14 protein-coding genes and 1 pseudogene are annotated in these 22,955 nt (G+C 56.5%); 4 read left to right on the top strand and 11 right to left on the bottom strand.

Annotated elements, in window-relative coordinates:
• Nucleotides 1-137: 137 nt before the first annotated feature.
• The gene (locus NQZ67_RS27175; protein WP_257452165.1) at nucleotides 138-1,676 is read left to right on the top strand and encodes a copper amine oxidase N-terminal domain-containing protein; all 1,539 of its coding nucleotides are present in this window, start codon (nucleotides 138-140) and stop codon (nucleotides 1,674-1,676) included.
• 74 nt (nucleotides 1,677-1,750) lie between these two features.
• Here the strand turns inward: NQZ67_RS27175 and NQZ67_RS27180 are convergent, their stop codons facing one another.
• Together NQZ67_RS27180 and NQZ67_RS27185 are read right to left on the bottom strand one after the other, a co-directional pair.
• Nucleotides 1,751-2,218, bottom strand: a complete 468-nt coding sequence (locus NQZ67_RS27180) for a GNAT family N-acetyltransferase (RefSeq protein WP_257452167.1) — start codon at nucleotides 2,216-2,218, stop codon at nucleotides 1,751-1,753.
• Between the two features lie 261 nt (nucleotides 2,219-2,479).
• Nucleotides 2,480-3,709 carry an immunity 26/phosphotriesterase HocA family protein gene (locus NQZ67_RS27185; RefSeq protein WP_257452169.1) on the bottom strand — a complete coding sequence of 410 codons (1,230 nt, stop codon included), beginning with the start codon at nucleotides 3,707-3,709 and terminating at the stop codon, nucleotides 2,480-2,482.
• Nucleotides 3,710-3,756: 47 nt separating this feature from the next.
• Here NQZ67_RS27185 and NQZ67_RS27190 point away from each other — a divergent pair.
• Nucleotides 3,757-3,858 (top strand): annotated as a pseudogene (locus NQZ67_RS27190) (HIT family protein); the annotation flags it as partial.
• 402 nt (nucleotides 3,859-4,260) lie between these two features.
• Here the strand turns inward: NQZ67_RS27190 and NQZ67_RS27195 are convergent.
• The 5 genes from NQZ67_RS27195 to NQZ67_RS27215 form a co-directional block, all read right to left on the bottom strand.
• Entirely contained in the window at nucleotides 4,261-5,856 is a 1,596-nt protein-coding gene (locus NQZ67_RS27195) for a response regulator (RefSeq protein ID WP_257452173.1), read from the bottom strand.
• Nucleotides 5,831-7,693 (bottom strand): sensor histidine kinase, encoded by a 1,863-nt coding sequence (locus NQZ67_RS27200; RefSeq protein ID WP_257452176.1) that lies wholly within the window; start codon nucleotides 7,691-7,693, stop codon nucleotides 5,831-5,833. Before NQZ67_RS27200 ends, NQZ67_RS27195 begins: the two co-directional genes overlap by 26 nt.
• Before the next feature lie 106 nt (nucleotides 7,694-7,799).
• A complete protein-coding gene (locus tag NQZ67_RS27205; protein WP_257452179.1) occupies nucleotides 7,800-9,350 on the bottom strand; it encodes an extracellular solute-binding protein in 1,551 nt (516 codons plus the stop codon).
• A gap of 46 nt (nucleotides 9,351-9,396) precedes the next feature.
• The gene (locus NQZ67_RS27210) at nucleotides 9,397-10,278 is read right to left on the bottom strand and encodes a carbohydrate ABC transporter permease (protein WP_257452181.1); all 882 of its coding nucleotides are present in this window, start codon (nucleotides 10,276-10,278) and stop codon (nucleotides 9,397-9,399) included.
• 15 nt (nucleotides 10,279-10,293) lie between these two features.
• Nucleotides 10,294-11,256, bottom strand: a complete 963-nt coding sequence (locus tag NQZ67_RS27215) for an ABC transporter permease (RefSeq protein WP_257452184.1) — start codon at nucleotides 11,254-11,256, stop codon at nucleotides 10,294-10,296.
• Between the two features lie 216 nt (nucleotides 11,257-11,472).
• On the opposite strand from NQZ67_RS27215, the gene NQZ67_RS27220 reads away from it, so the two are divergent.
• Complete coding sequence (locus NQZ67_RS27220) at nucleotides 11,473-12,291, top strand: eCIS core domain-containing protein (RefSeq protein ID WP_257452186.1); 819 nt, start codon at nucleotides 11,473-11,475, stop codon at nucleotides 12,289-12,291.
• Nucleotides 12,292-13,331: 1,040 nt separating this feature from the next.
• Here NQZ67_RS27220 and NQZ67_RS27225 read toward each other — a convergent pair.
• The 3 genes from NQZ67_RS27225 to NQZ67_RS27235 form a co-directional block, all read right to left on the bottom strand.
• Nucleotides 13,332-17,966 carry a discoidin domain-containing protein gene (locus NQZ67_RS27225; protein ID WP_257452188.1) on the bottom strand — a complete coding sequence of 1,545 codons (4,635 nt, stop codon included), beginning with the start codon at nucleotides 17,964-17,966 and terminating at the stop codon, nucleotides 13,332-13,334.
• 17 nt (nucleotides 17,967-17,983) lie between these two features.
• Nucleotides 17,984-19,168, bottom strand: a complete 1,185-nt coding sequence (locus NQZ67_RS27230) for a hypothetical protein (protein WP_257452190.1) — start codon at nucleotides 19,166-19,168, stop codon at nucleotides 17,984-17,986.
• 166 nt (nucleotides 19,169-19,334) lie between these two features.
• Entirely contained in the window at nucleotides 19,335-20,378 is a 1,044-nt protein-coding gene (locus NQZ67_RS27235; protein ID WP_257452193.1) for a LacI family DNA-binding transcriptional regulator, read from the bottom strand.
• 124 nt (nucleotides 20,379-20,502) lie between these two features.
• Here NQZ67_RS27235 and NQZ67_RS27240 point away from each other — a divergent pair, with 124 nt between their 5' ends.
• Nucleotides 20,503-21,786 (top strand): FAD-dependent oxidoreductase, encoded by a 1,284-nt coding sequence (locus tag NQZ67_RS27240; RefSeq protein ID WP_257452196.1) that lies wholly within the window; start codon nucleotides 20,503-20,505, stop codon nucleotides 21,784-21,786.
• 80 nt (nucleotides 21,787-21,866) lie between these two features.
• On the opposite strand, the gene NQZ67_RS27245 is transcribed toward NQZ67_RS27240, so the two are convergent.
• Nucleotides 21,867-22,847: an NAD(P)-dependent alcohol dehydrogenase gene (locus NQZ67_RS27245; protein WP_257452198.1), complete on the bottom strand. Its 981-nt coding sequence runs from the start codon at nucleotides 22,845-22,847 to the stop codon at nucleotides 21,867-21,869.
• Between the last annotated feature and the right edge of the window lie 108 nt (nucleotides 22,848-22,955).

Genomic DNA, 22,955 nt, shown 5'->3' on the forward strand with positions numbered 1-22,955 from the left:
GACAACTGTAGCCAACATAGACTCCTATGATTGGCAATGGACTTCAATCCTCGTTAGTAGAGAGAACGCAACATTATTTCGTTTATCACGTTTATATCTTCATAAATACTTTCATTTATGGAAGGAGTGGGAACAAAATGAGAGCAACTACTGCAAAGCTGCTTCTTGCTGCAACGCTAGCTTTCGGCGCGATCATGACCGTCGGGCTGGTGCCAGCCCAAGCCGAAGACTCCGTCGAAACAAAAATCGAAAGCGCAACACAAGCGATCAACCGAGCTAAGGCTCTAAATCTCCTCCCCGAAGGCGCAAGGCCTACTGTTAAGCTGGATGGCGAGAAGTGGGACGTTACGTTCAGGACCGATGATAAGGACGAAAACGGCAGTCCGCTGCATGTGGGGCAGGTTGTCATGTATGCTAAAAATGGGAAAGTGGTAAAGTATCGCGAAAGCTTACGCTCAAATTTCATTGGAAAAGTTGGCGAGGATCCTTTTGATGAAGACTTGATGAAGATATCCACCGTAGAAGCGCAAGACATCGCACTCGAATTTATAAAACAGCAAGACTGGAAGCTTGATGTAAACTGGATGTTCTATCCGTATCCCGTTGCGTACGAATACGATACGCGATTCGATATCGGGCGACTGCATGGCGTCAATTTCAGTCGTTCTCATGAAGGTATCCGCGATGGTGCAGATGGGGTAGGTGTAACGATTGACCGCTGGACAGGCGAAGTTGATTCCTTTTACGTCGATTGGGAAGAACGCACTTATACTCCAAATAAAGTGAGCGAAGCAGATGTAATCGGCTTAAATGAAGCAGGCAAACTATTCTATGATGCCATTGAACCATTCCTTAAGTGGCAGGCTATATATGATCCAGAACAGCCGAGGCTCGTATATGCACTTCATGAACGGTATGTGATGACGTTTGATGGCAAGTTTCCTATTGAATATCAATGGGAAAATCCTATAATCACAGAAAAAATCAATCCCTCCTATTCCAGAGAGCTAGTAAAAAAGCGATTGCTGACGATGTACGATCTAGGCTTGGAATATATAGACGGAAAGCTCGCTTACAAGCTGAGACTTAAACCGGAAATATCTCTTTTTATGGAAAATCTGCATCCAGTAATCGATGCAAATACAGGCGAATGGCTCGATTTTCTGAATCGGCCGCTCAATAAGCCGTTCTCACCCGCAGGCGAGTGGTTAATCCACGCGGCGCCGGAAAGTAAAATCGAATATGCTGCCTCGATTGTATGGGATAATGAACTGCTGCAGTTACAGAATGAACCTTTCATCAAGAACGGCTATACGCTTGTTCCGTTCCGCGAATTGCTGACGAAGCTAGGGGCTAAGATTAGCTGGGATCCTGTCGCTAGGAAGGTAACGGCCAGTAAAAATTCCACAACAATCGAATTGACGATTGATTCTGATACCACCTTAATCAATGGCAAAGAACAAAAATTGGAAGCTCCCGCCATCCTTAAGGACGGTCGAACCTATATCCCGGCGAGGCTTGTACTTGAGACGTTTGGATTACATGTAGGCTGGAATAAAGAATCCCGCCTTGTGCTCGTTTCAAGCGATGGAAATCCGCTTGTTCTGTCACCGGATGAGCAGAAGAAGCATCGCTTCCAGGCGCAACTCAATTGGGAGAATAAGATGCATAAGTAGAGGAAGGAGCAGATTGCCAAGGCATCTGCTCCTCTTTTTTTATCGGGTTCATAAAGCTCCCAAGCTCTTTCCATTCACCGGGAGCTGAGCGGCGGGGATTCATACACCTTTGACTCATCACCGGTAAAGATGAACGCATTAGTCATATGAATCCAGCCGTATTTCTCGTAATATCCGTTTAAATCTGTACAAAGATACAGCTTGCTGTGACCCTTCTTTTCCGTTTCTTGAAGAGCGTGCTTCAATAAATGCGACCCGATTTTCCGTCCCCTTTGTTCCGGAGATACGTATAAACAAGCTAGCCACGGAAATAGATCCTGCCGAGAAATCAAGTCATTACGCAATATAGCGTATGTACCGATAATGGATTCGTTTTCTAGTGCTATATAAAAGCTAGGTAAATCACTATTCGTGTGTAAGGAATGAAGCATACAATCGTGATAAAAAGTAAAGTTTTTTTCAGTACCCCACTGATTCCAAAAAAATTGTACAGCTCTCTCGAAATACTCGGGCTTTTCTTTTAATTCGTAAACCTCTACCATGGCCTTCCTCCTAACCAGTTATTTTTAACTTCCTACATTGGAAATGATTATATCAAACGTAAATCCCTAATTATGGGAGACTTTCGTTATAACTATTTTATCTGCCCAATGAGGCCGCCCGTCTTACCGGCAGCCTCGTTTTGCTTGGCGTCTGAATGGCGGAGTTCCGCCTAGTTATTGCTTATATGGAAGACTACCGTTTTTGGACTTTGCATAACTGATTCGTTGAATCAAGATTAGCTCAAGTTTCAGTAAGCTTCTCTAAAGCAACTTATAGTTTGAAGCTACCCAGTCAACGTATTGTCGCCGAGTATAGCCATTATGCTGCAGGTTAAACGAATCGAGATCCAGATTTAACGGAAATCCAAACCATTCATAAACCTTTTGTCTTTTCCGAAAATTGTTCGGGTGCAGCAGGTCACTCCACTCACCGAATTGAGGCTCACTATCGAGCACCTGTAACAACTCATGCATGGGAGGGCTTAGTGCTACCCCGCAGTTGCTGAAATCACTCTCCGGCATATCCTCTAAAATTGTTTTTACTTCTTCCTCATCTAAGGGCTTGTCCGCGATTGCCGTGCCGAATCCCCATGAGAAGCGCAGTACGTAGGGACCATGGTTTTCTCTTAGGAAACTCAGGTGCATGGGAAAATCAATATCATTATCTTCTAGTTGCTTATGTCCCACAATGTCATGCCTTCCCCAAATAATATCCCCGTCAGACATAAATTCTGCACGCAATAAAGGGTAAGAGCAAATTTCTTCAATGGATAGATCTTTAACTGTCGTCTTTAGTTCGTAAAATCGAAAGAGTAACGGTACTGTCAACAGAGAGTTCCAGCTGTGTTCAGCAGGTAATAAAGGAGACATTTTGTTTTTCTCGCCTATGATTAGAGCAAATCCGTAATGCACGCGATCGATCTCAAATCTGAAAATATCCCCTGGCTTGTATTTGATCGTTCGATGTGGCATTGTTCTCATCCGATTCACTTTATTGAAATAATCTGGCGGACAGGTTTCAATATAATTCGTAATCCAATGCCGAAGCTCATCCAGAGTATGAAGGTTATCCTCCGAATCAATCGGCAGGCTGATATGATTCCTAGGGTTAAACGCATGTATGCTAGAACCTTGCTTTCCGCTTGTCAGACAAAAGCTAACTGAACATCCAGATGGGGTTGGAGCAATGATATGAGTAGGCGTAATTTTCTTTTCCTTACCTTTTTCCGTTTTCGGTAGAATGGTGGTACGATTCCTTGTAGCCATGACCGTATCGAACTCCGTATAGTGGAACCGATAGAATGGATCAAACTTGATTACTTTTCGTATTACATCCTCTTGATCAAAATAAACAGTCGTTCCTGATTTAATTTCAACCTCTTCCCACTCTTCACGCACCGGATCTAAGCCGAAATAAGGCCGTTGTTCATTCGTTAACCGAAAGGCTAAAAACTCTTGCATCTCTAAATCACCATTTTTGCTAATTGTCATTATCTCAACTCCAATTGTTAACTCTATCCATTCTAATGCATATTGGAAATTTCGGGCATGCAGGAGCACAGGAGATCTTTCACGCCCATCTGCATGTTATTCCAAGATTTGAGGATGAACCTTTGGCTGGCAAAGGGATTAGATATTAGTTAAAACAACCATTAGGCCGCGACATTTGTTCGGAGCACCTCCCAATTTGGCTCAATACTAACAAACTGTTGATGACGACATGACAGGTCGCCTTCCGTCTCTCTTGAACAAACCACAGCCCAAGCTTTCGCAACGGAACTGAGCGACGTTAATACGCGTAATTTAGCATTTTTGCAGTGGTTAATGGAACTGAGCGCCGTTATTCCACAGTTTCTATGATGATTTGACCCAAATCCAATGCAATAAGGGCGCTCAGTTCCGCTAGTCATCTAAAAGACCTTATTCTCCAGCGAATAAGGTCTTTTAGTTCCGTAAGCAACTCACAATCTATTAATCTACCTATCCGCCCGCACACCGCCTGTCTACTTTATCCAAAAGCTACCGTTTCCGCTTCAGCTCCCCTACTTCTTCAACTCGCTCGGGGCGACTCCCCAATATTTGCGGAACACCTTGGCGAAGTAGCTGATGTCGTGGTATCCCACGGCGGTCGATGCGTCGAATACTTTGGCGTCGGCGAGCAGCAACTCCTTCGCTTTCTCCATCCGCCTGGCCTGCACGTAGCTGGAGAACACCTCGCCCGTCTCCCTCTTGAACAAGCGGCTCAGATAAGAAGGGTTGACATACATGCGCTCGGCCAGCGTATGAAGGCTCAGATCGCTCTCCAGATTCCGGTCCACCAGCTCGACGATTTGCTTGACCAGCCGGTGGCTGGAGCTTTGCCTCTCGCTCTCCATGTAGGCGGCAATATGCTGGTTCACCCGCTTCGCCCACTCCACGATCTGGTCCTTGGACACGAGCGTCTCCAGCGACAGGAAATAAGCATAGTCGCCCTCCAGCACCCGCCGCAGCCACCAACCTTGCGTCTGAATAATACGGGTGAACACGCCGCTTAAGTACAGCAAATGCTCGTAGATGAGTACCGAGGAATCGGCATGCGCGTACGCCTTCTCCACATAGCCGTCGATCAGGACGTTCGCCTTCTCCCGCTCGCCCGTATAGACGGCGATCTCCAATTGCCGCTCGAAGTCGGCATCGAGCAGAATTGCGCCTTCGCCTCTCCCGGCTTCCGGATACGGGATGGCGATGCCGTTGCCGTAGATGGCCCGCTCCTGAAGCGCCTGACAAGCCTGCTGATAGGAGCGGGGCACGCCGGCGAGCTCCCCCGCGGAGCCCATGCCGGCGCTCGCCGTCAGCTTTAAGCATTCCTTCACGACGTTCAGAATTCGCGTCAGCCGGACGTTGATCCGCTTGGTCATGTCGCTGGCCGCCTCTTCCTCCCGGCTCCTAAACAAGAGAACGGTGGAGCCGTTCGCATCGCCGAACACCATGCCTTCCTCGGAAGGCAGCACTTCCTTGGCGATACTCTCCAGCGAAAATTGCAGCAGCGGCAAATCTTTTGCGCCGAACCTCGTCTCCGACTCCGACAGCGGGTCGATCTCGCAAACCGCTGCCGCGTACAGCGAGTGGTCCCGCAGCTCCAGCTCCAGCTCCGCCGAATGCTTGCGCAGCTCCCAATCCGCGTACCTGCCCGATACCCATCCGCGCAGAAATTCGCTCTGAAGCTGAGGAAGCCGGACGCGCCACATGCGCTGAAGCTCATGGAGATTATGCTTCTCCGACAGCTCGCTCCGGATCTCGTCCGCCGCCTCGACGACGGCCTTCAGCACCTCTTCGTCTCCCGCCGGCTTCAGCAAATATTTGGCCACGCCGAGACCGATCGCCCGCTGCGCGAAGCCGAAGTCGTCGTGCCCGCTCAGAATAATGATCCTCGTACCAGGTTCGCGCTCCAGAACGGCTTCAGCCAGGGTAAGACCGTCCATCTCCGGCATTTCGATATCGAGCAGCAGGATTTCAGGCATTCGACGCTCCAGAATGGCGAGCGCGTCCTTGCCGTTCTCGGCCGTCGCCACGACCTCGATGCCGTGCTGCTCCCACGGAATGTTGTGAACAAGACTGTTCAGTATGCGGATTTCATCCTCGACGATCATCAGATTCATGCGACTCTTCCCCCTCCCATTCGCTCCGGCATCGATCCGCCGGCAGATCGATGCGCGCGGTCGTGCCCGCTCCTTCATGGCTGTCTATTGTGAATTCGGCAGTGTCGCCATAATACAGCCGGATTCTCGATTTCACGTTGCGCAGGCCGAAAAACTCGCCGCTGCGCTCCGCGTCGGCATGCGCCTCCCCGCCGGAGAAGCCGGCCAGAGCGGCGCGTATACGTCCCATTTTCTCCTCGCCGATCCCTTTGCCGTTGTCCGCCACGGTCAGAATGAGCCGCTCGTCCCTAAGCTCCGCCGAAATGCGCAGCTCGCCGTCCCGCTTCTTCTTCTCCAGTCCATGCAGGATGGCGTTCTCGACAAGAGGCTGGAGGATCAGCTTCAGAATATAAAGACCGCTGCTATCCGAAGCGGCATCATACCGAACCGTGAATTGTCCGACGAACCGCAGCTGCTGCACGCGAATGTAATAGCCGAGATGGGAGAACGTCTCTTCGACCGTGAACGCCTCCCTGCCTTTGCTTAAGCTAAGCCGGAAAAACTTCGAAAGATTCAGGACCATCTCGCTGATCTCTTCGGCGTCGTAATTTTTGGCCGACCAGTAGATGGAATCCAGCGTGTTGTACAGAAAGTGCGGGTTAATCTGCGACTGGAGAAACTTAAGCTCCGTCTTCGTCAGCAGCAGCTGCTGCTCGTAGATGTCCCGGATCAAGTGCCGCTGCTGCTCCACCGTCTGGTTGAACGCGTCGGTCAGATAACCCAGCTCGTCCTGCCGCTTGTTCGCGAGCTTCGTGTCCAGGTTCCCGAGACGCAGCTGCTTCATGCCCGACACAAGCGAGGAGATCGGCGAAGCGATGCCGCTGTAGACCAGCCAGGAAATCCACACGGCCAGCAGGCAGCTGATCAGGATCATCCAATACGAGAACACTTCCAGCGGCTTCGATTTTTTGTAAATTTCCTTCTCCGGCTGCACAAGTAGCAGCGACCAGCCGCTGACGGACGAATCGACGCGCAGCACCATGCTTTTCTCCGCGGAATCCGGCGTCTCCCGCACCGTCAGACTTCTGTCCGAGAGCTTCGCAAGGTCCATCTGCCGGTCGGCAGGCGCGTTCGTCACGATCAGCCGGCCCGTATTGTCCAGCAAATAGACATGCGAGCTATCGCTTGGCACAAGACTCATCAAATATCCGAGGAGCTGGCTCTTCGGCATGGACAGCATCAGGACGTTGCTGCCTTTGGCCCGGCTGTACAGGTCCATCCGCTGCATCAGCACGATCTGTCCCTCGTCGTAGACCGGATCCGCCCAGCCCATCAGCGATTCCTCGTGGCGGTCGGGAAGATACAGCACATACGAGCCGCTCGCCCTCATCACGTCGCGGTACCATTGCTCCTCCGCCGCCTGGGGCCGATGCAGCGAGCCGATATGGCTCGACAGCAGCCTGCCCGTGTCCCCATGATAGACGGCGACGCTGGACAAGCTCGGATTAACGGCCGCGATGTTCGAAATTTGCTGCAAGACCTCCGAGAAGTCGAGCAGCGTTTCCGCGGACAGCCGTTCCTCGCCGCTATGCTCCAGCAGCGAGGTTAAGCCGCGATCGGTGGAGAGAAGCGTCGATAAATTTTTGATCCCGCCCATCGTCAGATCGACGTACTCCAGCGCCGAGCCCATCGCGCTCATCGTCCGCTCGCCAAGCTCCTGCTCCAGAATGCGCTGCGAACGGTCGTTGGCGTACAGGCTGAACGCAATGAGCGGCAGCAGAATCATGATGAAATAACAGGTTAGCCTGAACTGGATCGATTGCTTGAACAACTCCCGTACATCTCTCAGCCGCCTCATCCCCGCCTACCTCCGCTCGTTGTCTCCTACAGCGATTATAACCCGCATCGCGAAATGCGGAAATGGCGCCCACCGGGAGCGCCACTATCCTTCTTATAACGACCGTTTATTTGTTCTCCGCATACCAAGCGTTGACTTCCTCGGTTATTGTGTCGCCGCCCTTCTTCTTCCACTCCGCGACGAACTCGTCGAACGCTTCGATCGGCTGCTTGCCTACAATAATTTCCGTAAAATATTCCGTCTCCAGCTTGGTCAGATCCGCTTGGTGCTTGCCCATGCCCGGCGTCGGCACGCCCAGGTACTGGTCGCGGATCGCCACGGCCGCGATGCGGTCGATATTGTCGTTCAGCTTGAACTCCACGCCAAGCGAGTCGAGGCGGGCACGCTCTTCTTCGGCGCCGTAAGGACGAATGGACTCGCCCAGCGTCTGGCGGTAGATGTGCTCGTTATGCTTCTCGAAGTCCGTCACGATTTTGCCGTTCTCCGTCTTCCAAACCTCGTTCTCGAAGCCGAGCAGCAGCGTCTTGTAGCCTTCGCCGTTCATGAAGTTGAGCATGCGGACGACGGCGTCGGGGTTCTTGCTTGTCACGGGAACGACGTTGTAGCCGGCGATGTAGCCGTAGCCTGTCGTTCCTTGCTTGCCTTGCGGTCCCGTCGGGAACTCCAGCGGAATCCACTCCGCCTTCGGATCGTTCTGCTTGCTCGTCAGGATCGGTCCGCGGGTATCGTACCAGAAGGCCGAGAACAAGCCGACCTGGCCGCTCGCGATTTTCTCGCTGAAGTTCGCTTCCTTGTTGAGCATCCACTCCGGATCGATAAGTCCATCCTTGTGCAGACCCGCGATGAACGCTAACGCTTCCTTCATTTCCGGCAGCGTGCTGGCATTCACCAGCTGGCCGTCGCGCTCCGTCCACATCCCCTTCTGGATGCCGAACGCTCCGACGAACGGCGCCATTCTCGCGAGATTCTCCGCCATGATGAAGCCGTACGTATCGTCCTGGCCGTCGCCGTCCGGATCATCCTCTTTGAACGCCCGCATCACTTCGCGGTACTCCTCCAGCGTCTTCGGCGGCTGCAGGCCGAGATGGTCCAGCCAATCCTTGCGGACGTACATCAGCTCGTTGCCCGGAACCGCGTTCATGGAAGGAATCGCGTAGATGTTGCCGTCGATCGTCACGGTTTTCCAGGCATCCTCGGGAATGTTTTTCAGCAGATCCTGTCCGTATTGCTCAAGCGCCTCGTTGAGCGGCTGAAGCGCTTTCTGCTTCACGTAGCTCTCGAACCAGCTGGCATCCCACGTGTAGATGGAGTCCGGCAGGTCGCCCGATGCCATGATCACGTTAAGCGCGTCCTGGTAGCCGTCGGCCGGCGGCAGCTGCAGCGTGATGTCGAGATTCGTGTTCTCACGAATATAATCGATATACGGATTGTTGTTCTCGTCCATGCCGTCCGGGAACTTGCGTCCGCCGTTGTTGAAGACGACCCGGATCGACTTCTTCTCCAGCTCCGCGGGAGCCTCGTTGCCGGAGCCGGCATTGGTCGCGCTCGGCGACGCGGACGGATCCGCGTTCCCGCCTCCTCCGTTCGATGAACAAGCCGTGAGTCCCGCCATAACGGCGATTAACGCCAGCGATATCGTTTTTTTCCATTTCGCCATTGGTTGTGATCCCCTCTCGAATGGTCGTTCTTATATTGGTTGCCGATTACCCTTTCACCGAACCAAGCATGATGCCTTTGACAAAATATTTCTGAAGAAACGGATACACGATCAGAATCGGCACCGTGCTGGCAATAAGCGCCGCCGCTTTGATGGACTCCAGCGCCAGCAGCGTGCTGTCCATGTTCGCGGAATAACCCGAATTATTGTCGATGCCCGACTGGTTGAACATAATGAGCTCGCGCAGGTATACCTGCAGCGGGAACAGCTTCCGGTCCGTCACGTACAGGACCGTGTCGAAGAACGAGTTCCAATGGCCGACCGCGTGGAACAGCGTGATCGTCGCGATGGCCGGCATGGAGAGCGGGATGACGATCCGGAACAAAATGCCGAGATTGGAGCCTCCGTCGATTTTGGCCGATTCCTCCAGCTCCGCGGGCACGCTCTGGAAAAAGTTGCGGATGATGATCACGTTGAACGCGCTAATCGCGCCGGGAATAATGTACGCCCAGAATGTGTTGAGCAGCCCCGTCTCCTTGACGATCAGGAAGGTCGGAATCATGCCGCCGCCAAACATCATGCTGAATACGATCAAGAACATGATGACGGATCTTCCCTTAATATAAGGCTTGGCGATCGGATAAGCGAGCAGGCAGGTCAGAACGACGTTGACCGCCGTGCCGGCTACGGTGCGCAGGAAGCTGATTTGGAACGACCGCAGAAACTCCTGCTCGCCCAGCACCCGGGAGTAGGACTCCAGCGTGAAGTCCACCGGCCACAGCGACACCTTCCCGGACGTAATGGCTTGGTGGCTGCTGAGGGACTGCGCCAGGACATGAACGAACGGCGCGAGCGCGAGCAAGGCGAATGCCCCCAGGAATATATAGTTTAGGACTGACGCGTATTTCTCTCCTCTGGTTAATCTCATGGCTTCGCCTCCTCTCTACCAAATTCCCTCTTGACCGAGCTTCTTGGCGCCTCTGTTGGCCAGCGCGACGAGCACCAAGCCGATTACTGCCTTGAACAAGCCTACCGCCGTCGTGAAGCTGAACTTCGCTTGCTGAATGCCTTCGCGGTACACATAGGTCTCGATCACGTCCCCGACGTCGTAGACCAGCGAATTGTACAGGACGAAGATTTGCTCGAATCCGACGTCCAGCACGTGACCCAGCCGGAGCAGAAGCAGGATGACGATGACGCCCATCATCGATGGAAGCGTAATGTGGATAATCTGCTTCCACTTGCCCGCGCCGTCCACGATCGCCGCCTCGTACAGCTGCGGGTCGATGCCCGCGATGGCCGCCAGGTAAATAATCGCGCCCCAGCCGACTTCCTTCCATATATCGCTGGCGACGATGACGGTTCGGAACCAGTCCTCGCTCGTCAGGAAGAAGATCGGTTCGATGCCGAACAAGCCAAGCACCTTGTTCACGATGCCGGACGACGGCGACAGCACGTTGATCAGAATGCCGCCCACGATGATCCACGACAGGAAGTGAGGCAGATACACCAGCGTCTGGATCGAACGTTTGTACAGCATGTGCCGAATTTCGTTCAGCATGATCGCGAGGATGATCGGTCCCGGGAAGCCCCAGACCAGCTTGTAGACGCTGATCAGCAGCGTGTTGCGGAAGATCGTGTAGAAATCGTCGTCCGCGAACATGTCCCGGAAGTGCTGGAAGCCGACCCATTCGCTGTCCCAGATGCCGGCGAACACGCTGTAATCCTGGAAGGCGATAACGACTCCCCACATGGGCAGGTACTTGAACACCAAAAAATACAAAATGCCGGGCAGCATGATCAAATATAAATCCCAATACGATCGAATATTGCGAAACCTTTTTTTCTTCGGATCGACGACATTCAAGTTCAGCTCTGTCGCCTCAGCCGCGTCGATCGCGGACATGCCCACCACTCCCTCCATCCATTTCTTAAGCAGCTGCTGCTGTTGTTGGTTGAACGCTTCCGGATACCTTCATTGTAAGAGATGTCCGCGGCGGCCGTTAGACCATAGCGATGACCATCATCCGTAAAATGATGACCTTCGTCGCCGCCTGCAACTATCCATCATGTGGTACAATGCTACAAGATAGCCATCTCGGATGAGGAAGGGGTTTCGTCTTTGAGCGAAAAAGCGGCGAAGCAGCATCAAACGGCCGGAGAAAAACACGTGGAACGGGGACATGCGCCGGAATCGGCCAGCCTCCTGACCAATGCGCAGTCCGCGATGATTCATCTGCAGCAGTCGGCTGGCAATCGGGCAGTCATGCAGTTGATGAAACAGACGGCCGAGCCTGCCGCGTCTGCCGGCGGAAGCGGCGGCAATAGGACGGGCCTGCCCGATGGATTGAAGGCGGGAGTGGAGAGCCTGTCGGGGATATCGCTGGACGACGTCCGGGTTCATTACAATTCCTCGGAGCCGGTCAAGCTTAACGCTTTGGCCTATGCTGAGGGGAACGACATCCATGTCGGACCCGGTCAGGAGAAGCATTTGCCGCATGAAGCCTGGCATGTCGTGCAGCAGAAGCAAGGACGGGTTAGCCCGACGATGCAGTTCAAACACGTTGGCCTAAACGATAGTCCTGCGCTGGAAAGGGAAGCGGATGAGATGGGGACAAGAGCCGCCTCTATTGCCGGGGCGTCTTCCGGTTTGACTGCCATTGCGGCAGCCTCTCCCGCATCGCCTACGGTGCAGCTGTTCAAGGACATGGATAATGATAACGAGAACAGGCTGAAGCAATCTCGTACGGACTCGGGAGATGCAAATATGCAGCTGGACCACTCCGTCTCGCAGGACTCCATGAAGACGCTGGCCAAATGCATGAGCGAGATCGGCACGATGATCCAGCCGTCCGGCACGAAATTCACGAAGACCAAAGCGGCCTACGGCGAATTCAAAAGCGTAACGGGAGACCCGAAGGCCTTACGAAGACGCTGCTAAACCTCACGAACAATATAACGCCAGGCTTTCAATTAACGGCAGGCAATCCCGGCTCCAGCTTCGATCCGCAAATCGAAATGGACGGCAATATTTCCATGCAGAGCGCCAGCAGCGGCTACCTGATGCAGGTAGATACCGAAATCCGCAAGCTGCGCAGACTCCCCCTATTGGAGCAGAACGAGGCCTTGCATAACGAAGACGAAGGTCTCGATACGGCGATATCAGCTTCGATTACGGCCATCACGGCCTGTCTGACGGAAGTGATGAAGGGAGCAGCTCCGACGTACGACCCGGATTTGTGGTACGGCTTCAATGGCAAACAGGTCAAGCGCGTTCCCGCTGAATGGCTTGACGACAGAGTCGACGTAAACGAGACGGAGAAATATCCGGACTTGCAAGAGGTCGAATATACGTTCAGCTACCATTTTCCGGAATACAAGAAAACTAGCGTCAAGAGCAGGAAAAAAAATCAGCCCCCGCAGGTTACGATCGAGCATGAGCAGAAGGAGATCGAGGTAACGGCTACGATCCCGGTCTCCTGCTGGGAGCATATTTACGATCGGCATTACATCCCGACGTTCATCGGCGACGTGCAGGCTACCAATACCTTCTGGAAAGATCCGCCGGTCGATGCCATTACGGAGGAGCTGCTCGAACCCGAGGTTGAGCTGCTTATCGACCGCAAACTGAACGAACTCAAGCAACTTCCGGAAGATGGCAGCAAAGTCGTTAATGTCAACGAATTTATTAACTCGTTATTTTTCCAAGGCACGCTTACCCCCATCGATGGCGGGATCTTATTGGAGTTTAAATCGATCGCCCCGCAAGATTCCGACTTGGGATACGGAGTCGAACCCCAGCTGCTCCAGAGCAAGACCAAACAGGAGCAGAAACTACTCCGTGATAATAGAAGGGTTGCCGCGGAGTAAGGCAATGCCGACGCGCAGAAAGCCGCCTCGACCAACTAGCGATGGTCGAGACGGCTTTTTTACGCTTTGAGCGGAACCGGTCTCATTCCCTATCGACGCGCGGCTGGAAGTCTAAGCGCTGATCGCGCTTGCCGCAATAGCCTGCAAATCGGCGAGAAGATTATCCGCGAAGCTCTCGTCGAGCTTCTTGCCGCGCAGTGCCTTGACCGCGGCTTCCATGGCGGCGACCGCGAGCCGTAGCTTCTTCTCGTCATCGCGGGCATGCTGGATCGTCTGCGCGAGCGCCGATAGCGCGATGCTCACGCCGCGCCCTTCGATCCAGCCCCGATCGGCGCCGAGCGCGATCATGTCGTCCAGCTCGTCGATGCCGGCCGTAACGCTCAGCGTAAAAGAAGCATCACCGGCATTACCTGCGCCGTCGGTCGCCGTGACGAGGACCGAATATTTCCCGGCGGGGAGGGCTAAGGCATCGAATACGATCGGATTATTAGCGGGCTCGCCGTTGAACAGGACCGCAAGCGACTGAATGCCCGAATCCAAATCCGAAGCGGCCAGCCGCACCTCAATCGGTTCGGTTCGCGAGAACGCCAGCTTGGCCGGCGCCTCGATAACCGGCGGCGCCGTGTCGGGCGTATGGGCGGGAGGCGCCTCCATCCCCCATACCTCAAGCTCGAATAACCGGGCCATGTTGTCGTTTTTGCTGCCTTTCGTAATGTATAGCCGCAGCTTCTCGGTCGTTACGGCCGGGAATGTCAGGTCGTTAAAGTCCCCATCGAAATAGTCGCTCGTATTATCCGCGACGCTCGCGGCCGTCTGCCAAGCCGAACCATCCCAATATTGAATGTGGAAGTCCTCGATATGGAGCCCTCTGTAGCTAAGGAAGCCGCTATATACCTTAACGCCGGTTATTTCCTGCGGAGCGCTCCATCCGAGCTCAAGCCACTGCGGCTCCATCAGTCCGGACGCCGAGATCCAGCGGCTGGCGTTCGTCCTCATGCCGTCCGTTGCGTGCTCCTTCACAAAGCTCTCGTGCGTGGAGCTTGCCGTCACCGTCGCCAGCGGCGCGATATTGTCCGGCTCCGCCGGAACGGGAACGATCGAAACAAGCAGCTCTCCATATACGCCCGAGCCGTCGTTCGCCGCGGCTGTCGCTTTCACGGTGCCGGTCGTCCCTTGAGCGGCGAGCAGCCCGGTTTGATCGATAGACGCGAGAGTCGTCGCGCTGCCGTCCGTGCCGGTTACGCTCCACGTCACCGTCTTGTCGGTGGCGTTCGCCGGCAGCGCGGCCGCCGTCAGCTGCAGCGTGCCGTTAACCGGCAGGCTTGTCGCTCCGCCCGCGCCCGTTACCGTAATGCCGCTCACCGGAACCGGCTCTACCTCCGTCTCGACCCCGAACGCCTCAAGCTCGAACAGTCTCGCGATGTTATCGTAGCCGCTGCCCGCCGTAATCCACATGCGCAGCTTGTTCGTGACAACAGCCGGGAACGTCAGCTCGTTGTATTGATCGTAACGTCCGTCCCGCGTGTTGTCCGCTACCGTCGCGGCCGTCTGCCAAGCGGCGCCGTCCCAGTACTGGATGGCGAAATCGGCGATTTGGCGGTCGTTCAGGCTTCTGTAGCCGCTGTAGACATTCACCTGGTTAATTTCGTAGTACGAATCCCATGTCAATTCCAGCCAATGCGGGCCGGCGAGCGTCGTGTTCGAAATCCAGCGGCTGGCGTCTTGGTTCTTGACTCCGTCGATGGCCAGCGCCGGCGGGAAGCTGCCGTTCTCGTGGCTGGAGCTCGCGCTCGCGACGGCCAGCGGAGCGATGTTGCCCGGCTTCGGCGGCAGCACCTCCACGGCGACCGTGTCCGTCAGCCCGCCGTCCGCGGTCGTCACCGTAATAACGGCCGCGCCTTCTCCTACAGCGGTCACCTTACCGCCGGCATCCACTTGCGCGACGCCCGCATTACTCGAGCTCCAAGCGACCGACTTATTACCAGCCTCGATCGGCTCAACCGTCGCCGACAGCACGGCGCTTTCGCCTGCATGGATGCTAAGCTCAGCCGCATCGAGCGAGACGCCGGTTACCGCCGGTGGATTGGACGCGTCCGCAGGCGTAATGTGGAAGTAGTCGAACGATGCCGTCAGTCCGGTACCCGCGCACACGATGAGCCCGATCTTCGGCTCCGCGAGATCGGCCGTCTGCGTCGTCCACACCTGGGTATACGTGATGCCATCGGCCGAGTAGTAGCCGGTGTAGCTATTGCCCTCCTTCACAATCCGCAGGTACGTCACTTCCGAAGCGATCGGATCGGGAATTTCCCCATGCTGCCGGGCGGCGTCGATCTGCTTCGTGAACTGAAGCTGGTTGCCGCTGCCGAACAGCCGCGTCAACCGCAAATACGTTTGGTCGCTTTCGTAGACGATCAGGCCGCCTTGCGACCATTGGGACGTCGGCTTGCCGACCATGCGCGTATCGATCGTCCAGTCGCCCTCCGGCGCCCCGGTGAGCAGAATGTTCCTCGCCGTCGCCTGCCCGTCGACGATGTCTCCGGCTTCGCTGCCGATCGTCATGTAGCCCGGTCGGTCGTCCAGCGACCATTTGGCGCTGTTCTCGCGAATGAAGTTCCACTGGTCGTCAAGCTCGCCGGCGTTGAAGGCGTCGCTGGAGCCTTCGGTGAAGACGGGCGGCGGTATGACGACAGCCGGCGCGGAGCCCGGCACCTCGCCATATTCGATCAGCGACAAATCGTCGAAGATTACCTCTCCTGTCGCGCCGCTCTTATACAGGTAGACCGTCGCGCTCGTGTTCGTCGCTCCCGTGCGGAAGACGATGTCCTCATAGCCGTAGGACGAAGAGTTCAGATGCGCGTCCTGGAACGTCTCGCCGTAGTTTTTGACGCCTAATACGGCGGATCCGCCGCCGACGCCCTTCCCGTAACCCGACAAAATATACATCGTATTCGGCTGAAGTCCGGTTACTTGCTGCTCCATGCCGGAGCCGGCGTTCGCAAGCTTCGCCGAGTAGGCGCCGGAGCGAATGTCCGCGTCCGTGATCTCCGCGCCGTTGTAATGGTAGCCCCAGCCGGTGAAGTCCCCGCTCTCGAAGCCGGCATTGACGAGAAGGTTCGCTTCCTCCGGCGTCGGCGGCAGCGGCGGAAGATTGGCCGGATCAAGGCCGGGACCCTCGTAAGCGCCGATATTGGGACTCGCGGCGGCCGACACGGGGTTGCCCCAATAATCGAGCCCGCCGTTGCCCGGGATAACCCGCCCCGCGCCGATCGCCGGAGAGCCTTGCAGCAGCTGGTAGCCGTCCGTCGTATCCCGGCCGATCGTGGCCGAGCCGGGCGACGCGAGCAGCGGATCCGCCGTGACCGCGTTCGCGTCCATCGCCACCACGCTCGCCGGATGATTCCCGTAGAACAGGTTGCTGTCGAAGACGTTGTTCGTGCTTTGCCCGAACGAATATCCGCCCGATCCCAGATTGACCAGCAGGTTATTGTAGAAATACGTGTCCTTCGCGTAGCCGCCCCATTCGCCGCTGCCGACCACCCTCGTCGTCGAATGCTCCGGCAAATAGACCGTGTTGTTGTGGATCAGCGTATTCTGCACCGGTCCGCCGATCGTGAACACGGTGTGCTTGTCGTTCTGGCTGATGTTGTAGCGGATGATCGTATCCTTGTTGTAGTTGGCGGCGTTCGTGCCGTCGTTGATCGCCAGGACGAAGCCCCCCGCGTTGTTATGGCTGTAATTGTACTGTATGATCGTGCCGACGCTGTTGTAGTCCGAATCGTAGGCCATCGCGTCGCCGCCCGGATACGTGTTGAACACCTCGTTGTATTGGATGAGCGCGTCCTGCGTGCCCCATGTCCAGAGCGGCACGTGGTAGCCGCCCGCCCGCTTGTGCGTGTCGAACACGACGTTATGTTGAATGATGCCGTTCGTCGTATTGAGCAGGATCGCCCCGTCCGCCGAAATATCGTAAATCATGTTGTTCTCGATCTTGTTATTGGACGAGAAATTGCGCGTCGCTCCGTTCAAGTAGACGCCGACGCTGTCCAAGGAATAAATTTTGTTGTTGCGTACGACGACGTCAGATACGGCATAATTCCAAGCGGGCCCCCAGACGATAATACCGCCGCTGTGCCAGCCGCCGCCCTGCTGCCCCTTCACGCTGTGAATGTCCAAATATTCGAACACGAAATGCTTGTATTCCCGCATGTTGTTCCAGTCATTGCCGCTGTCGCCGGACACGTGAATGCCCCGCCGCTGCCCCGGCAGCTCGGCGTAATTCGTAATCTCCAGGTTCCGGACTTCCCAGTACTCTTGATTGTAAAAGTAGATCGCCGCGTCCGCGCCGTCTCCCGCGATCAGCGGCTTCTCCCCTTCGCCATACTTGTCGATGACGATGGGCTGCCCGTCGCTTCCCGAGCCCTGCGGGCTCAGCATACCCGACCAGGAGCCGCCGGCCTTGAACAGGATCGCGTCGCCCGGCTGGAACTGGACCGTGTTCACCTTGCCGAGCGTCTGCCAAGCTTCCTCCGGACTCATTCCCGTATTGGCGTCGTCGCCGGCCAAATCGTCGACGTAATACACCGTTCCCATTGCAGCGATTGCAACTGGTTCGTTGACAGCCGAATCCGCGCTGGTCTCCTCCGCGGCTGCCCCGACAGGCGCCATCGGCGCGATCAGCGCAACGAGCATCGTCCACGCCAGCACCATAACGGCCAGCTTAGCGCCCAGCTTGTTCCTTCTATTCAATTTCCTCAACCTCCCCATTAGTTCATTGTCAGGTCATCGTAGACCTCGTCCACCGTAACAACCCGAGCATTCTTCGCCAGCCTGTTCACGTAATCCGCATAGGCGAACTCCGCATAATGCTGGCGCACGATAGCCTTACTCTCCTCGAAGCCGGCGTAGCTCCCTTCCTTGCTGCCGATGACGACGGCTAGTACGTACCGGCCGTTCGCCGCGTCGTCGATGACCGGCCCAATCAGGCCGGACTCCGGCTGACGGGCCAGCAGGTCGTACAAGGGCGGGAGCGCTCGGTAGTAATAGCGCGCCGACTCGGCATCGAAGCTTTCCTCGGCAGCTTGCAGCAGAGGACCTGCGTCGGCAATGTCCGGCGTGCCCGTAGTACCGCCTTGCGCGGCGGAGGCTCCCTCGCTGTCTTCGCCGCTCCGTTCGCCGGCGTTCCACTCCGCCGCAATGGCGCCCACCGATTCGCCCGCGGCCAGACGGCGGCTCGCTTCTTCGATCGCGGCTGCCGCTTCCCGCTTCAGCCCCTTCTCTTCCACCCCGCCCCTGCGATACGCGGCGGAAAAGGCATAGAACCGCGTCTCGCCTTCCTGTCGGAACAGCTCCCCCTTTACCTCCTCGTAATGGCGTTTAAGCTTCTCGTCCGTCACCGCCAGCTCATTCTCGAGAAGTCTGTCCTTCAGCTCGACTGCCAGCCGTCCGAGATAGAAGTCGACGAAGTCATCCGCTTCGAACCGAGCCGGGCCGTACACCGGAAGCCCAGCCGCAAGCGCCTCTTCCATTCTGACGTTCTCCCGCTCCATCTCCAGCAAGACGCCTTCGTACGAAGCGTCGGCAATCAAGCCATACCGTTCGGCCAGCCGAAGCTGGACCTTCAGGCGCACCGCCGTATCCATCGCCCTCTTCTTGACGGTCTCCAGCGGCGTTGCGCCGTCATATTCGCGCTGCCAGAACTCTTCGTCGACGACAGCTCCGCGCTTCCGCTTGAACTGCTCGATGACGGCGGTCCGCTCCCTCCCGAGCGCCCATCGGAATTCCTCCTCCGTCACGGGCTCGCCGTCGACCTCGGCGACGACGGTGTTATCCGGCCTCGCATCCGTCCGTTCGGCGTGCCATGCCGCATACCCGAACCATACCAGCAGCCCCCCTAGGCAGCAGGCCGCCGCCATTACGACGGCCGATTTGCGCTTACCGGCAACCATCATTTCCCTCCCTCCTTTCGAGCTGTAATCATGAATCATGAAGCACTGAAAAGGCAGACGAAGCAGGGATTCCCCCGCGATCGTCCACCTCCAATTGTAAACGCTTACTTTACTGATCGTTAGAGGACAGTCATGACCTCCATGCGAACAATCATGACTTTAAGCACCTCTATGGCTTGCGCCTAATAATCGTCTCCCCCGAATGGAAGGCTCCCCTCAGCCTCACTTGCTCGTAAGGCAGCAGCGGGTTCGCTATTCTTCGCAGCATCAGCTCCGCCGCCCGCTCGCCTGCTTCCCGGATGAGCAGAAGCGGGCGCGACATGCTTTCATAGCGGGGATGCGCTTCGTTCTCCATCCCAACCAGAGTAAGCTCCTCCGGAATGCTTAGCTTCAGAAACCCCGCCGCGACGTATACCCATTCCGCCGTGCCCGGGATTGCGGCGATGGCGGCCGTGTACCTGCCAGAGCCAAGCTTCGCGCTCAGCTGCTCCATCCATGCGGCGCGGTCGGAGAAGTCTCCCGTCACGTGCTCTGCATGATTCGCCAGACCGTGCAGCCCAAGCCGTTCCGCCGCCGCCGCGAACGCGCTCCATCTTAAGCGAAACCCTCTTAGCCGCCCGATCTCCCCAATATATAAAATATCGCGGTGCCCCGCCCGGTACAGCTCATCCATCGACTGGTGGATCGCGAATTCCACATCCCAGATGACGCTGTCGACCGCGGTCACGTCCGGCGGATAATTGAGAAGCACCTTGGGCATCGGAAGCTCCAGCAGGACGGACTCCATCCACTCCGGGATGACCGCGGTCAGGAACAATCCGTCCGCAAAAAACAGCCCGTTGCCGTCCAGCCAATCCCGAAGCCCGTCCGCCTCGGATATCCCGGCGGGAACAAGCAGCGGATAAAGCGAATGCCCCAGCTCGTTCAGGCGAACGCGCACCCCTTCGAGCTGGATGCGGTGAAAGGCCGAGTCGCCGACGATCAGCATCGCGAACCGCCGAGGCTTCGCGTTCGACCAAGGGATGCGTTCCGCCGCGATGCCCGCCTCCTGCTCCTTCGTCCGGTAGCCCAGCTCGCGGGCAAGCTCGACCACCGCCTTGCGCGTCGCCTCCGACATGCCGGGCAAGCCGCGCAGCGCCTTGGATACCGTATGGATCGTCAATCCGAGCTCATCGGCTATCGTTTGCAGGGTCACCTGCTTCCTCATGGACATGCTTGCTCCTCCTTAAGAGTTTCATCGTTGCTCTAATTGTAACAAAAATGAAACTATAAAACAGGTTTCATTTTCCCTACAATAAAAGCCAAGAAGCACAAAATTGAAGCTAGGAGTGGTCATGATGTCCAATCGCGAAATCAAGCTGGAGCGCAGCGTTCCCGTATTCGACGAAGCCGACGTAATCGTCGTCGGGGGAGGTCCCGCAGGAACGGCGGCGGCCATCAGCGCCGCGCGCAGCGGGCAAAAAACGATTTTGCTGGAGCAGTCGGGGCAGCTGGGAGGCATGGGAACGCTCGGCAACGTAAGCGTGTTCATGGGCGTCGGCAACGTGACGGGCATTTACCGGGAGATTATTTCGGAGTTTCTGCCCAAGGCGCTGCCGAGCTCGCATCACGAATCGATCTGGCCGCAATATTCGCCGTTCGAGCTGCGGCATTATTTGAACGGCAAGCTCGATAAGGAAGGCGTCGAGGTGTATTACCATGTCAGCTTCGTCTCGTCCGTCATGGAGGATAGCCGGGTGACCGGCGTCGTCGCCAACACGCGGGAGGGGCTCCGGGCGTTCGCGGGACGCATCGTCATTGACTGTACGGGAGACGCGAGGGTCGCTCAGGATGCCGGCGTGCCGACCCGTTCGGGACGCGACGAAGACGGGCTGACGCAGCCGATGACCCTGATGTTCATGATGCAGGATACCGGCAAGCCGGTCAGCCAGAAGCTGCCGGATGATTGCTACAAGTACGAATCGGTCCAAGACCTGCCGCAAGGCCGCCATCTATACTGGGGAGGCATGGGCGACGGCACGCTGCTTGTCAACATGACGCGCGTCAAGGGCAACGGGGCCAAAATCAAGGATATTAACTACGCCGAGAAAGAATCGCTGCGGCAAGCGTTGTCCGTCGCCAACTATCTGCAGCGGACGAATCATCCGAATTATATTCTGTCCCATGTCCCCGGCCAGGTCGGCGTCAGGGAGACGAACCAGATCGAGGGCCGGTACACGCTGACGGAGGAAGACCTGACAAGCGGACGCCGATTCGAAGACGTCGTCGCGCAGACGAACTACGAAATCGATATTCATAATCCGACCGGAGGGGCGAACACGGACGAGCGCAAGCTGGACGGCTACGACATTCCGTACCGCTGCATGCTGCCTCAGAGCGTGGAAGGCCTGATCGTCGCCGGCCGCAGCATCTCCGCCACGCATGTCGCCATGTCGTCGATGCGGGTGCAGGCCACCTGCTACGCGCTGGGCCAGGCGGCCGGTGCCGCCGCCGCGCTTGCGATCGAGTCAGGAGCCGAGCTCGCGGACATCTCCATTCCCGCGCTGCACGAGCGGCTCGCCGGGCAAGGCGTCGTCTTCGCGAAGAAGAGCGCGGAGCATGCGGCGGGCGGCCAAGCGTAATCTGCATTAACGTGCTTGCGGCCGCTTTCGGCGCCGCGCACACGAATAAGCGGTGCAGGGGCTGCCCCTGCACCGCTTCTTTATTCCGCAGCCGGCCGCTCTACGGCGATCACGACATTCCCTCTTTTGCGTCCGCTCTCCACATACCGATGGGCATCGGCGATTTGTTCGAGGGGGTATCGTCTGTCGATGACTGGTCTCAGCCTTCCGCTATCGATCAGCTCTGCGAGCTCGCGCAGCGCGTCGGGACGGTTAATGACCGCATTTCCGCCGATCACCTTTTTGCCGCTTGTCAAGGAAGTCCATAACCCCCGAACGATTGCCCCCGGCTCGATGTGCTGGGCTCTCAAATAATAGCCGTTAGGCTTCAGCGCCTTCACGCATGCCTGGAAGCCGCTTTTGCCCACCGTGTCGAAGATGATATCGTAAGCTTCCCCGCCTCGGTCAAAGCTTTCCTTGGTGTAATCCACAACCCTGTCGGCGCCCAGCGACTTCACCATCTCCACGTTCGCGCTGCTGCAGACGGCCGTCACTTCCGCGCCGAAACACTTCGCAAGCTGGACCGCATACGTGCCCACGCTGCCCGAGGCGCCGTAGATGAGAACATGGTGCCCGCCGCGTATGCCGCCTTTCCTCAGAAAATGCAATGCGGTCAGCCCCCCGATCGGAACGGCGGCCGCCTCCTCGTAAGACAACCCCGCCGGCTTGACGGCTACCGCTCCATCCTCCGGCAAGCAGGCGTATTCGGCATAAGCGCCATAAGCCGTGCCGCAGGAGGCGAAGACGGAATCGCCAACCTTGAATCGGCTCACCTTGGGACCGACTTCCTCCACGACGCCCGCCAGCTCGAAGCCTAATATGTTGACTTTGCGCGGACGCGTCAGCCCGTTAAACAGCCTCGCCAGAAACGGATCCGCCTTCCGCAAGCGCCAATCCCCCGGCGTAACGGTCGTCGCGTGAATGCGAACCAATACTTCGTTGTCCTTCGGGATCGGCTTTTTCACCTCTTCAAGATGTAGAACATCCGGCGGCCCATACTGCTTATATACCACTGCTCTCATGCGCGTCCTCCCGTCACTTGGTTGAGTACACTCCGTTTTACTTATAGTAAAACGTAAGTTACATAATGTCAAATATATTTTACATTTCCTGAATGAAACCGTTCACTT

The organism is Paenibacillus soyae, from assembly GCF_024623455.1.
In the GTDB taxonomy this organism is placed as follows: Bacteria; Bacillota; Bacilli; order Paenibacillales; family Paenibacillaceae; genus Pristimantibacillus; species Pristimantibacillus soyae.